This is a genomic window from Streptomyces sp. SAI-170, assembly GCF_049739565.1.
GTDB lineage: Bacteria > Actinomycetota > Actinomycetes > Streptomycetales > Streptomycetaceae > Streptomyces.
Map to the genome: position 1 here is coordinate 7,758,464 of NZ_JBMGQD010000001.1, position 12,496 is coordinate 7,770,959.

The window sequence follows — 12,496 nt, forward strand, 5'->3', positions numbered from 1 at the left end:
TGTTCGGGGCCGGTTCGCGAGAGCCGGAGCGGCGAGAGCCTGGCCGGTGAGGAGCAAACGACGATGAAGACCGCAGTGCCCTGCTACTACCACCTCGACGTGGAAGTCAGCCCGGAACGCGTCGGACAGGTCGGACGCATCCTGGCAGCCCATCTCCGCTACTGGGACCTGGACACGATCGTCGAGCCCGTCCGCCGCGCGGCCGAACTGCTGCTGACGGCGATAGACGAACACGCGACCGACAAGCGCACCTCCATCGAGATGTGGTGGAACGGCCAGCACCTGATCACCGCCATCGGTGAGAACGACTGCGACCTGCGCCCCGACCAGGACCTGCGCGACTGCCTGGAACACCTCGCCGCGACCAGTGACGGCTGGGGCTGCTGCGCAACGGACACCGGCAGCAAGGTGATCTGGTTCTCGCAGCGGGCCCGCGCCGGCGAGCGCGTGCCGCTGGTGCCGAGGGTGCCCGCGCCGAGCCTGCGCGAGGTGCTCCAGGTGCCCCGCGAGGTCCCGGCCGCGCTGCTGGCCGGCCTCACCCGCGATGCCGAGGGTGTCCTGGAGGACGCCCGGTGACCGCGCGAAGGACCCGCAGGGACGGGGTGCCCGCATGGAGCGGGCACCCCTACCCGTTGGGCGCCTCCTACGACGGTCAGGGCACCAACTTCGCGCTGTTCAGCGAGGTCGCCGAGCGCGTGGAGCTGGTGCTCTTCGACGACACCGGCAACGGTCGCGCAGTGCCGCTCACCGAGGTCGACGGCTTCGTGTGGCACGGCTACCTGCCGGGTGTCGGGCCGGGCCAGCGCTACGGCTATCGGGTCCACGGGCCCTGGCACCCCTCCCTCGGCCAGCGCTGCAACCCGGCGAAGCTGCTGCTCGACCCGTACGCCACCGCCGTCGACGGGCAGATCGACAACCACCCCTCGCTGTACGAGCGGACGGCGTCCGGACCCGACCCGGCGGACAGTGCCGGGCACACCATGCTGGGCGTGGTCACCGACCCCTGGTTCGACTGGGGCGAGGACCGCCCGCCGAGGCGGCCGTACGCCGACAGCGTCATCTACGAGGCCCACGTCAAGGGACTGACCCGCACGCACCCGGACGTGCCGCCCGAACTGCGCGGGACCTACGCCGGTCTCGCGCACCCTGCGATCGTCGACCACCTCGTGTCGCTCGGGGTGACGGCCGTCGAACTGATGCCGGTGCACCAGTTCGTGCAGGACGGAGTGCTGCGCGACCGGGGCCTGTCCAACTACTGGGGCTACAACACCATCGGCTTCTTCGCCCCGCACAACGCCTACGCCGCCCGCGGCACCCGGGGCGAGCAGGTCGCGGAGTTCAAGTCGATGGTGAAGGAACTGCACGCGGCCGGCCTGGAAGTGATCCTCGACGTGGTCTACAACCACACCGCCGAGGGCAACGAGAAGGGCCCCACCCTCTCCTTCCGCGGCATCGACAACGCCTCCTACTACCGTCTCGTCGACGGCGACTGGGGGCACTACTACGACACCACCGGCACCGGCAACAGCCTGCTGATGCGGCACCCCTACGTCCTTCAGCTGATCATGGACTCGCTGCGCTACTGGGTCACCGAGATGCATGTCGACGGCTTCCGCTTCGACCTCGCGGCGACCCTGGCCCGGCAGTTCCACGAGGTGGACCGGCTGTCGGCGTTCTTCGACCTGATCCAGCAGGACCCGGTGATCAGCAGGGTCAAACTGATCGCCGAGCCGTGGGACGTCGGTGAGGGCGGCTACCAGGTGGGCAACTTCCCGCCGCTGTGGTCGGAGTGGAACGGGCGCTACCGCGACACCGTGCGGGACTTCTGGCGCACCGGCGAGAACACCCTCGGTGAGTTCGCCTCCCGGCTGACCGGGTCCTCCGACCTGTACCAGCACAGCAGGCGCCGGCCGCGCGCGAGCGTCAACTTCGTCACCGCGCACGACGGTTTCACGCTGCGCGACCTCGTGTCGTACAACGACAAGCGCAACGAGGCCAACGGCGAGGGGAACCGGGACGGCGAGAGCGTCAACCGGTCCTGGAACTGCGGGGCGGAGGGCGAGAGCGCCGACCCGTCGGTGCGGGAGCTGCGCGGGCGCATGCAGCGCAACTTCCTCGCCACGCTGCTGCTGTCGCAGGGCATCCCGATGCTCTGCCACGGCGACGAGCTCGGCCGCACCCAGCGGGGCAACAACAACGCCTACTGCCAGGACAACGAACTGTCCTGGATCGACTGGGCGTTGACCGAGGAGCAGGGTGAACTGCTGGAGTTCACCCGGCGGCTGATCGAGCTGCGGGCCGGACATCCGGTGCTGCGCCGCCGCCGCTTCTTCCGCGGCGAGACCCTCACGCATGCCGGTCAGCCGCTGCCCGACCTGGTGTGGCTGGCGCCGGACGCCGGTGAGATGACCGAGGGCGACTGGCAGCGCTCCGACGCGCACTCCGTCGCCGTCTTCCTCAACGGCGACGCGATCGCCGAACCCGACCCCCAGGGCCGGCCCGTCGTCGACGACTCCTTCCTGCTGCTGCTCAACAGCTACTGGGAGCCCGTCGACTTCAAGCTGCCCGACCGCACCTACGGCGAGCGCTGGACGGCCCTCGTCGACACCGCCGACCCCCAGGGCGTGCCGGACGAGACGGAGTACAAGGCCGGCACGATCGTGCCGGTCGGCGCCCGCAGCCTGGCCCTGCTGTCCCGCCCCTCCCGCGGGACGGGCTGAGCCACCGGCCCCTCGCGGGGCCAGGGCTTGTGGCTCAGGGCTGGCGACGTGAGGTCACCGTGAACTGGGCTCCGTCCGGGTCGCGCAGGACGGCGTCGTCGGCGGTCTTGCCGAGGACGCTGCCGCCGTGCTGTTCGGCGGTGCGGGCGCAGGCGGTGACGTCCTCGACGGCGAAGTGGACCTGCCAGTGGGGCCGGATGGTGGGGTCGGGGGCGGCTTCGAGCGCGCCCGACTCGATGCGGGCGACGACGTCACCGCCGCTGCGCAGGACGACCTCGTCGCCCTCGTAGTGGACCTCGCAGCAGCCGGGCCGGGTGGTGGCCCACTCCAGGACCTCGCCGTAGAAGATCGCGGCGTCGAAGGCGTCGCGGGTGTGCAGCCGGATGAAGGCGGGGGCGGCCCGGCGCCAGGTCTCCCAGTCGGTGATCAGCTCGCCCTCCCAGATCCCGAACGTGGCGCCGTCGCGGTCGGCGAGCAGGGCCGCCCGGCCGGGCGGGAAGGAGATCGGTCCCACGGCGGTCGTGCCGCCGCGCTCCTGGGCGCGGGCGACGGCCTCGTTGGCGCTGGCGACCGCGAAGTACGGGGTCCAGGCGACGGCCATCTGCCACATCGAGGCGACTCCGGCGATGCCGGCGACCGGCGCGCCGTCCGCCAGAGCGATCCGGAATTTGTCGCCGAGCTTGGCCGACCGCCACCGCCAGCCCAGCACGGCGCTGTAGAAGGCCTCGGTGGCAGGCAGGTCGCGGCTGGTCAGGCTGACCCAGCAAGGGGCACCGAACACGGAGTGGGTGGTGACGACCTCTTTGGCGGAGGGTGTCGGTCGGTCGTTCATGGCACTCGTCCTGGGGTCGTGAGGGCGGCAGCCTGGATGCTGCTCCCAGTGTCCAACCGGAAACGGTCGAGCCGCCTGCCGAGTACCCCACTGGCGCCCGGCTGGCCGAAGCAGGAGGATGAATCCGTGGCAACCGGACCGGGTGAACCCGCGGACGAGACGGAACGGATCATCGAGCTGCAGGAAGAAGTCCAGCAGCTCAAGGAGGCCGTGACCTCCCACGCCGTGGTCGACCAGGCCATCGGGATGATGGTGGCGCTGGGGCGCGTCGCGCCCGACCAGGGCTGGACCGTCCTCCGCGAGGTCTCGCAGCACACGAACATCAAGCTGCGCCATGTCGCCGAGCTGATCCTGCTGTGGGGGCGTGCGGGGGAGATTCCGCCGCAGATCCGCGCCGAGCTCGAGGCGGCCCTCGACCGCCACGGCCCGACGCAGATCCCGGGCTCCTCCTCCGAGTGAGGACGACCGCTCACCGGACCTCGGCGAGCAGTTCCTCCCGCAGGTGCTCGAAGCAGCCGCTGAGCAGCCGCGAGACGTGCATCTGCGATATGCCGAGCTGTTCGGCGATGGAACTCTGGGTCATGCCCTGGAAGAACCGCAGGTAGAGAATGGTCCGCTCGCGCTCCGGCAGGGCTTCGATGCAGGGCTTGACGGCCACCCGGTCGACGACGACGTCGAAGCTCGGGTCGGGGCCGCCGATGGCGTCACCGAGGGCGTAGCCGTCGGTGCCGGGCATCTCCGCGTCGAGGGACAGCGCGGAGAAGCACTCCAGGGCCTCCATGCCCGTGCGGACCTCGCTCTCGGTGAGATCGGCGTGCTCGGCGATCTCGGCGACGGTCGGGGGTCGGCCCGGGGTGGTCTGGGACAGTTCCTTCGTGGCGCGCCGGACCCGATTGCGCAGGTCCTGCACGCGGCGGGGGACGTGGAGCGTCCACATGTGGTCACGGAAGTGACGCTTGAGCTCGCCGGTCACGGTCGGTACCGCGTACGCCTCGAAGGCGTGGCCGCGGGCCGGGTCGTAGTGGTCGACGGCCTTCACCAGGCCGAGGGCCGCCACCTGGTAGAGGTCCTCCAGGGCCTCGCCGCGGCCGCGGAAGCGGACGGCGATGCGCTCGGCCATGGGCAGCCATGCCCTGACCAGCTCGTCCCGGAGTGCCTCACGCTCGGGCCCGTCGGGCAGCCGCCGAAGCCGGTCGAAGGCCTCGCCGGTGTCGGGGGCGTCGTCGTGAGGGTGTCGCCTCGTTCTGCTGCCGGTGATACGCACGATGCGCACCTCCCTGGGCAGGTAGGTGCCGAATGGGGGACTCACCGTGGGAGGCGCGGGCTCGGACTCGCGGAGACACCGGGGTCCGGCGGGGGTCCCACGGATGTGCCTCCGTTCCGAAGCACTGAGATGCGGATTCCCTGTGGAAGTACAGACGAAACGCATTTCGTGAATAATTCTACGCCCAGCAATCGGTCGACTCCACATCGAAAGGTTACAAAAGGGTAGGAACCTTCGCGCGGCGTCCGGGAAAGGCGGGGAACGTGATGTGCAGCACGCCGCCGGTGGCGTCCCCGGCGGGTGCGGGAGCGTTCTGCCTGGGCAGCGCTTGATCGCCGATCAACGCCCGGAAGCCCCTGGCCACCGCGCATTGCGCTCATTTGACAGTGCGATCGGCCCACGGATAGGAAGCACCTCTGGGGAGTCGAGAGGTGCATTGTGTGCGAGCCGAACGTGGTCGGGGACTGGCAGGAGTACGACGAGCATGCCGGTCTGCGCGTCCGCGTCCACCGTCTTGAGCAGTCCGAGCCGCCGCGCGGACGCGACGACGCCGCCGAGGGGCTGACCTACTTCAGCGTCCGCGTGACCGTCGAGAACCGCGGCGAACGCACCTACGGCATCCACCTGGAGGACGGCCAGATCGACGTGCGCGTCGGCCCCGACGGCGAGAGCGCCTTCCTCGACTGGCGCAACTCCCAGTTCGTCGAGGGCTTCGACGTCTACCCGCTGCGCCGGGCGACCGCCGTGCTCTACGCGGCCGGGCCCGAGGCCGCGCTCTCCCAGGTCGACGTGCAGATCCAGCTGCGGGTGGACGAGGAGTGGACCGGGCGCCACCTGTGGGCCGGCGGCATCGGGCTGCACGAGAGCCACGGCACGCACACCGGCCCCGGCTGCGGCGTCGCCCACCAGGTGAGCATCTTCCTGCGCGACCAGGCCGAAGAGGGCACCGCCTGAGGCGTGCGGGGGTGCCCCCTTACGGGCCTCAGTGCGGGATGCCGTCGATGATCTCGCGCGCGCCCTGCCGCAGCAGCGCCACCGCGACGGACGTGCCGAGGGTGGCCGGGTCCAGCCGGCCCGCCCACTCGTGGGCGTTCAGCCGCGTCTTGCCGTCCGGGGTGAACACACAGGCCCGCAGCGAGAGTTCGCCGGTGCGGTCGACCTGCGCGTAGCCCGCGATGGGGCTGTTGCAGTGCCCCTGCAGCACATGCAGGAACATCCGCTCGGCGGTGGCCTCGCGATGCGTGGCCGGATCGCCGAGGGCGCTCACCGCGTCGATCAGGTCGGCGTCGTCCTCCCGGCACTGCAGGGCGAGGATGCCCGCGCCGATCGGCGGCATCATCGTCTCCGGCGAGAGCACCTCGCTGATCACGTCCCGCCGTTCGATCCGCTCCAGCCCGGACACCGCGAGCAGCAGCGCGTCCGCCTCGCCCGCTGCGAGCTTCTCCAGCCGCCGGTTGGCGTTGCCGCGGAACGGCACGCACTCCAACTCCGGGTGCGTGGCGGCCAGTTGGGCGATCCGGCGCACCGACGAGGTGCCGATCCGGGTGCCGGCCGGCAGCTCGTCCAGGGTCAGCCCGTCCGGGTGGACCAGGGCGTCCCGGATGTCGTCGCGCTTGAGGAACGCGGCGAACACCGTCCCCGCGGGCAGCGGCCGGTCCGCGGGCACGTCCTTGACGCAGTGCACCGCGAGGTCGGCCTCCCCGGCCAGCAGCGCCGCGTCCACCTCCTTGGTGAACGCCCCCTTGCCCTCGACCTTCGACAGATCGCCCAGCCACTTGTCGCCGGTGGTCTTCACCGGCACGACCGTGGTGCGGACTTCGGGGTACAGCGCGGCCAACTCGGCACGGACCCGCTCCACCTGAGCCAGCGCCATGGGCGAGTCACGGGAGACGATCCGGATCATTTCGGGTACGGACATGCGCACACGATAGTGCCCGCCCGCCGGACCACGCAGGCGCTCACCTCACGTCGCCCTCCAGTGTGTCGGCGTCCCACGCGGCCGGCCGCCGCACGAGCGGCCCCGCACCGTCCAGCACCTGACGGACGTACGCCCTAGGGCCGGCGCACAGCGGCGGGCAGCGGTGCGTCGTCCATGTCCCTGTCGGTCGCGGGGACATCATGTGCTCAGACCAGCGGCCGGCTCAGCTCGATCGCGCGCTGCGCCGAGGCCAGTGCCCGGTCGTCGCCGATGTCGAGGGCGGTGTCGGTGAGCTTGATGACGTGCTCGTCGCCGTGCGCGAGGGCGCGTTCGACGACTTCCTGCGCGGTGAGCCGGGCGGGCGGGGCGTAGTCGACCGGCGGCGCGGTGGCGTACATCGCGGTGACGGCCGCCGACGCGGTCCATGCCGCGTGCAGGCTCGGCGCCCACAGCTCGCGCGGCAGTGAATCCAGCGTGCGCAGCACGGCGTTGGGTGCGGTGGCCGCGTGCACGAGCATCGTCTCCTCGCCGTGGCCATGGGTCGCGTAGCGGTGGGTGGCCGCCCGGACCAGCTCGGTGAGCCGCTCCTTCGCCGTGTCCGCATCGCTCACCTCGTCCGCCCACAGCGGCAGCCGGCGTACGGCGGCCAGCCGGGTCAGATAGCCGCCCTCGGGCGGGTCGATGCCGGGCACGAGGTCGAGGCTCTGCGCGGCGCTCGCGGCGCCGGGCAGCGTCCGCAGGCCGGACACGGGGAGGTGGCGGGCGGCCCAGTAGCCGAGGGCCTGGGCGAGTTCGGCGCGGCGCGGCGCGTTCTCCTCGGCCTCCAGGGCCCGTACGGCGTGACCGGCCCGGATGACCCCGTGGGTGGCGGCGGCGTACAGGCCGGGCAGCAGACGCGGCCACCACTCGGCGAGCACGTCCCGCCACGGACGGTCGTCCAGGGCGCGGGAGAAGTAGGCGATCCAGTCGGCGGCCCGGCGCGGATCGCCCAGCGCCTGCTGCCAGTTGGTGTCGGTGACGCGTTCCGTGGGCGCCGGGAACTCCTCCAGCCGGTCGCTGTACAGGTCCAGCCAGCGGTGCACGGCCCCGGCCTGCCCGTGTGCGGCCAGTGCCTCGACCACCATGGGGGCGTGGTTGCTGAGCCAGCCCCGGAACTCGGGACCGCAGGTGTGGAGGCGTTCGAAGGCTTCGTCGAGCCGTCCGCTCGTGTCGTGGGCACTCATGGCGGCGATGCTAGGCGGCGCCGGTCCGCGGCGGCCTCGGGCCCGCGACCGAGAAGGACGCGGACCCGAGCCCTAGGCCGTACGGCTCAGGCGTACGGGTCGAACGGAATGCCCGACGGCTTCGCCGAGGCCAGATGGGAGGCGAAACTGCCGTCCTTCAGGCCGAAGTGGGCGCTGCCGAAGTCGTAGGAGACGAGCTTGTCGCGGATGCCGGCCGGGTAGCCGTTCCAGCCGACCAGCGGCGGGTACTGCCAGGTGTGCTCGTGGTTCTCCGGCGGCTCGTCATTGGAGTTGGCCGCCCGGAAGCAGTGGGTGCTGATGCCGTCCTTGTGGTAGACGATCTTCGCGTGGGTGCCGTCGAAGCGGATCTGCGAGGCCGCGTGCACCGTGAACGAGCCGTGGTTGGACGTCGAGACGTACTTCACCTGGTTGTCCTGCACCCACACCGCCACATGCTCCCAGTCGTGGCGGTGCCCGCCGATGCTGGTGCCGGCGAGGGCCTGGTCCTTCTCGAAGTACAGGGCGTACAGGATGCCGCACCAGCCGTTGTTGCACTTGTAGCGGGCGTAGCCGTTGGTGTTGTCCAGGTCCCAGGAGTCGCGGCACTGGCCGTTGAGGGCGCCGGTCGGGTTCAGGCCGCTGTTGACGGTGCCGTCGGGGCCGATGGCCGGGGTGGAGTAGCAGCCGTCGGTGTCGTAGTCGTAGGCGGGCTGGAACGTCTGCTCCAGTCCGTCGGCGTTCGCGGGCAGCGCCTGCGGCGGCGCGGCCAGCGCGGTGCCGGGGAAGGCGATGACGAGGGCGGCGGCCCCGGCCAGTCCGGCGAGCCATCTTCCGCGGTGCCGGGTGAACCTCGATGACGACACTACGTCCTCCTTCAACGGCCGTGGGGGGAAGGGCAGTTCAGAATGCCGCCGATTCCCGGGCGCGCCAAGGGGTCGCAGGCGTCACGGTGGTGAAAGACAGTCCAACACGTCATGTCAGACGAGATCGTCGGGCACGTCGGCCGAGGACTCCTCCGGCGTGAGATCGGGCCGCAGCCGCAGCCACGACGGCTGGCGCAGCATGCCCGAGCGGGTGCGGGTGCTGTAGCGGACCTCGCCGACCAGGCGGGGCCGCACCCAGTGGGCGCCCGGTGTCCGCGGGACGGGGTCGAAGGGGCACACGTCGGTGGCGTCGGCGCGCAGCAGCCCGGCCAGCTGCTCGCGCTCGGCCTCGCTCCAGCCCGTGCCGACCCCGCCGACATAGCGCAGCCGGCCCGCCGCGCGCTGGCCGACCAGTACGGCGCCCGGCAGACCGGTGAGCCGTCCCTTGCCGGGCAGCCAGCCGCCGATGATCACGTCCACGCCGGTCATGTTGCGGATCTTGATCCAGTTCCGGGAGCGCACGCCCGGCTCGTACAGCGAGTCCAGCCGCTTGCACACCAGGCCCTCCAGGCCGTGCTCGCGGGTCGCCCGCAGCGCCTCCTCGCCGTGACCGACCAGTGCCCTCGGGGTCGACCAGTAAGGGCCCTGGAGCGCGAGCTCCTCCAGCAGGGCGCGGCGGCGCCGGTAGGGCAGGCGCAGCAGGGAGCGGTCCTCGAGGTGCATCACGTCGAACAGGGCGAGGTGCACCGGGGCCGCGGCGGCCTTGCGTGCCGCGCGGGCCGGGGCGTGGGCGAGGCCCATCCGTGCCTGCAGCATCTGGAAGTCCGACCGGCCGCGTTCGTCCAGCGCCAGCACCTCGCCGTCCAGCACCGCGGCCGTGCCGCCCAGCGCGGTGCCCAGCGGCCGCAGCTCCGGGTAGGCGGCGGTGATCTCCTCACCCGAACGGGCACGCAGGACCAGGCTCCCGTCCCCGGGGAGGTAGATCACCGCCCGCTGTCCGTCCTGCTTCGTCTCGTACGCCCAGCGCATGTCCTGCGCGGCGGACGGCAGCGTGCCGGGCGTGGCGAGCATGGGGGCGATCAGCGGCAGGGTCACGGCTTGAGATGTCGACGCCGTGCGGGGTGGGCATACGCCCGGGAGGTGGGTTTCCCCTGAACGGGCGTTGCTGTCGGGGCCGGGGCGCGGTGCCCGATGGGGCGTGGCCTGCCCCCTCACGCGCCCCCAGGCTCGCCCAGTCGGCGCACCAGCAGCCACGCCACCGCCGGCAGGGCCACGAGGGGGAGCAGGGCGGTGCGCAGCGAGGTCGTGTCGGCGAGTGCGCCCAGGGCGGGGGCGGCGAGGCCGCCGATGCTGACCGTCAGGCCCAGGGTCACGCCGCTCGCGGTGCCGACGCGTCGGGGCAGGCAGTCCTGGCCGAGGGTGACGTGCAGGGCGAAGGGCACGTACAGGCCGGCCGAGACCAGGGCGACGCAGGCGTACACCGCCGGTCCCGGGACGAGGAGCAGTCCGGCCACGGCGACGGTCGTCAGGGCGTACGACCTGCGCAGCACGGACACCCTGCCGTACCGGTCGGCGAGGCGCGCGCCGGCCACCGTGCCGACGGCCCCGCCCGCGTAGAGCACGAACAGCGCGGCCGTTCCGGCGAGTTCGCCGCCTCCGGTGCGCTCGCGCACGTACAGCGAGACGAAGGCGCTCAGGCCGACGAACACGATCGAGCGGCACACCACCGCCCCGGACAGCCGCAGGAACGACGGCCAGTCGTCGCGGCCGGACCCCTGCGCGTCCCGCGCGGCCGGCGCCGGGAGGCGCAGCGCGCGTACCGCCGTCGCGCACAGCACCGCGCCCACCAGGGCGGGCACCACCAGCAGGGGAGAGGCGCGCAGGCCGCCGGTCGCCACGACGGCCGACACCAGCAGCGGGGCGAGGGCGAAGCCGAGGTTGCCGCCCAGGGCGAACCAGCCCATGCCCGCCTGGCCGCCCCGCGCGGCCTGCCGCGCCACCCGGGCGGCCTCGGGGTGGTAGGCGGCGACGCCGATCCCCGACAGGGCGACAGCCGCGAGGGTCGCCGCATAACCGCCGCCGACCCCGCTCAGCCCCGCCCCGGCCCCCGCCGCCAGCGCGCTCAGCGGCAGCAGCCACGGCAGGGCCCACCGGTCGGTGAGCACCCCGAACAGCGGCTGCACGACGGACGACAGCAGGGATGCGGCCAGGACGACACCGGAGGCGGCCGCGTAGGAGTAGGCGCGCTCGGCGACGAAGTACGGCACCAGGGCGGCGACCGCGCCCTGGTAGACGTCGACGCACGCGTGCCCCGTCGACATCAGCACCACGGGACGACGGGAGGGGGAAGGGGAGGGAGATTTCTGCAGCACACCGCGATCGTCCCGGCCCCGCCGCATGGCGCGCTTCCGATAATCTGCCTGACTGTGCCGAACATCCGCCACACCCCCGAGGCGCCCACCCGCGCCCAGCGGCTGGCCGCCGGGGAGCGCATCGACGCCCATCGGCACGACGAGCACCAGATCGTCTACGCGGGCTCCGGCGTGCTGGCCGTGACCACCGATGCCGGGACCTGGTTCGCGCCGGGCACGCGCGCCCTGTGGATCCCGGCGGGCACCGTGCACGCCCACCGCGCCCACGGGCGTCTCGACCTGCACCTCGTGGGCCTGCCCGCCGAGGACAACCCGCTCGGCCTGGAGGCCCCCACCGTCCTCGCCGTCGGCCCGCTGCTGCGCGAGCTCATCGTGGCGTACACCCGCGAACCCCCCGACGACACCCCCGAGCGCCGCCGGCTGCTCGCCGTCCTGCGCGACCGGCTGCGCGCCTCGCCGCAGGACCCGCTGCGGCTGCCCACGCCGAGGGACGCGCGGCTGGCCGACGTGTGCGACCTGGTCCACGCCGACCCGGCGGACCGGCGCACCCTCGCCGAACTCGGTGCCGCGACCGGAGCCTCCGAGCGCACCCTCAGCCGGCTCTTCCGCCGCGAACTCGGCATGACCTTCCCGCAATGGCGCACGCAGTCGCGCCTCTACCACGCTCTGCGCATGCTCGCCGAGGACACCCCGGTGACCGCGGTGGCGCACCGCTGCGGATGGTCCTCCGCGAGCGCCTTCATCGACGTCTTCCGGCGGGCGTTCGGACATACACCGGGGGCCCGTGACCGCTGGTAATACCGTCGAGTAATGTTGCGCGGCAGGCCACCGGAGGAGGAAGCATGGGCGCGCATCCCCAAGTCGGCGACATCGTCGAGGACTTCGCACTGCCGGACGAGACGGGCGCGGTGCGCAAGCTGTCGGAGCTGCTGGTGGACGGCCCGGTGGTGCTGTTCTTCTACCCGGCCGCCCTCACCCCGGGATGCACCGCGGAGGCCTGCCACTTCCGGGACCTGGCCGCCGAGTTCGCCGCTGTCGGTGCGACGCCGGTGGGGATCAGCGGCGACAGCGTGGAGCGGCAGGCGGAGTTCGCCGGGCGGCACACCCTCGGCATGCCGCTGCTGTCCGACACCGACGGGTCGATCCGCGACCGCTTCGGCGTCAGGCGCGGGTTCACCCTCGCCCCCACCAAGCGCGTCACCTTCGTCATAGGGCGTGACGGCAAGGTCCTCGAGGTCGTCCGCAGCGAACTGCGCATGAACACCCACGCCGACCGCGCCCTCGCCGTCCTGCGCGGTTGACGG

The 12,496-nt window shown here is 72.3% G+C and carries 13 protein-coding genes; 6 read left to right on the forward strand and 7 right to left on the reverse strand.

The features are described from left to right. Positions 1–63: 63 nt before the first annotated feature. Together RKD23_RS34830 and glgX are read left to right on the forward strand one after the other, a co-directional pair. Positions 64–576 carry a pep a2 gene (locus tag RKD23_RS34830; RefSeq protein WP_404047707.1) on the forward strand — a complete coding sequence of 171 codons (513 nt, stop codon included), beginning with the start codon at positions 64–66 and terminating at the stop codon, positions 574–576. Then, complete coding sequence (glgX, locus tag RKD23_RS34835) at positions 573–2,720, forward strand: glycogen debranching protein GlgX (protein WP_424857334.1); 2,148 nt, start codon at positions 573–575, stop codon at positions 2,718–2,720. The genes RKD23_RS34830 and glgX overlap by 4 nt, the downstream gene beginning before the upstream one ends. A 34-nt stretch (positions 2,721–2,754) precedes the next feature. Here glgX and RKD23_RS34840 read toward each other — a convergent pair whose 3' ends face one another. Continuing rightward, positions 2,755–3,552 (reverse strand): VOC family protein, encoded by a 798-nt coding sequence (locus tag RKD23_RS34840; protein ID WP_424857335.1) that lies wholly within the window; start codon positions 3,550–3,552, stop codon positions 2,755–2,757. A 126-nt stretch (positions 3,553–3,678) separates the two neighbouring features. Between RKD23_RS34840 and RKD23_RS34845 the strand changes: the two genes are divergently transcribed. Next, positions 3,679–4,011 carry an ANTAR domain-containing protein gene (locus RKD23_RS34845; RefSeq protein ID WP_424857336.1) on the forward strand — a complete coding sequence of 111 codons (333 nt, stop codon included), beginning with the start codon at positions 3,679–3,681 and terminating at the stop codon, positions 4,009–4,011. Positions 4,012–4,021: 10 nt separating this feature from the next. On the opposite strand, the gene RKD23_RS34850 is transcribed toward RKD23_RS34845, so the two are convergent. Continuing rightward, positions 4,022–4,816: an RNA polymerase sigma factor SigF gene (locus RKD23_RS34850; RefSeq protein ID WP_424857337.1), complete on the reverse strand. Its 795-nt coding sequence runs from the start codon at positions 4,814–4,816 to the stop codon at positions 4,022–4,024. Between the two features lie 438 nt (positions 4,817–5,254). Between RKD23_RS34850 and RKD23_RS34855 the strand changes: the two genes are divergently transcribed. Beyond that, on the forward strand, positions 5,255–5,770 hold the full coding sequence (locus RKD23_RS34855; protein ID WP_424857338.1) for a hypothetical protein: 516 nt from the start codon (positions 5,255–5,257) through the stop codon (positions 5,768–5,770). Between the two features lie 28 nt (positions 5,771–5,798). On the opposite strand, the gene hemC is transcribed toward RKD23_RS34855, so the two are convergent. The 5 genes from hemC to RKD23_RS34880 form a co-directional block, all read right to left on the reverse strand. Beyond that, positions 5,799–6,740, reverse strand: a complete 942-nt coding sequence (gene hemC / locus RKD23_RS34860) for a hydroxymethylbilane synthase (RefSeq protein WP_424857339.1) — start codon at positions 6,738–6,740, stop codon at positions 5,799–5,801. Between the two features lie 200 nt (positions 6,741–6,940). Next, positions 6,941–7,957, reverse strand: a complete 1,017-nt coding sequence (locus RKD23_RS34865; protein WP_424857340.1) for a questin oxidase family protein — start codon at positions 7,955–7,957, stop codon at positions 6,941–6,943. Between the two features lie 86 nt (positions 7,958–8,043). Next, a complete protein-coding gene (locus RKD23_RS34870; RefSeq protein ID WP_404047683.1) occupies positions 8,044–8,820 on the reverse strand; it encodes an NPP1 family protein in 777 nt (258 codons plus the stop codon). 114 nt (positions 8,821–8,934) lie between these two features. Next, positions 8,935–9,915 carry an ATP-dependent DNA ligase gene (locus RKD23_RS34875; protein WP_424857341.1) on the reverse strand — a complete coding sequence of 327 codons (981 nt, stop codon included), beginning with the start codon at positions 9,913–9,915 and terminating at the stop codon, positions 8,935–8,937. Between the two features lie 116 nt (positions 9,916–10,031). Further along, positions 10,032–11,141 (reverse strand): MFS transporter, encoded by a 1,110-nt coding sequence (locus tag RKD23_RS34880; protein ID WP_424857342.1) that lies wholly within the window; start codon positions 11,139–11,141, stop codon positions 10,032–10,034. A gap of 105 nt (positions 11,142–11,246) precedes the next feature. Here RKD23_RS34880 and RKD23_RS34885 point away from each other — a divergent pair, with 105 nt between their 5' ends. Together RKD23_RS34885 and RKD23_RS34890 are read left to right on the forward strand one after the other, a co-directional pair. After that, positions 11,247–11,990, forward strand: coding sequence for an AraC family transcriptional regulator (locus RKD23_RS34885; RefSeq protein WP_424857343.1), 744 nt, complete (start codon positions 11,247–11,249; stop codon positions 11,988–11,990). Positions 11,991–12,034: 44 nt separating this feature from the next. Continuing rightward, entirely contained in the window at positions 12,035–12,493 is a 459-nt protein-coding gene (locus tag RKD23_RS34890) for a peroxiredoxin (protein ID WP_404047671.1), read from the forward strand. Positions 12,494–12,496: the final 3 nt, after the last annotated feature.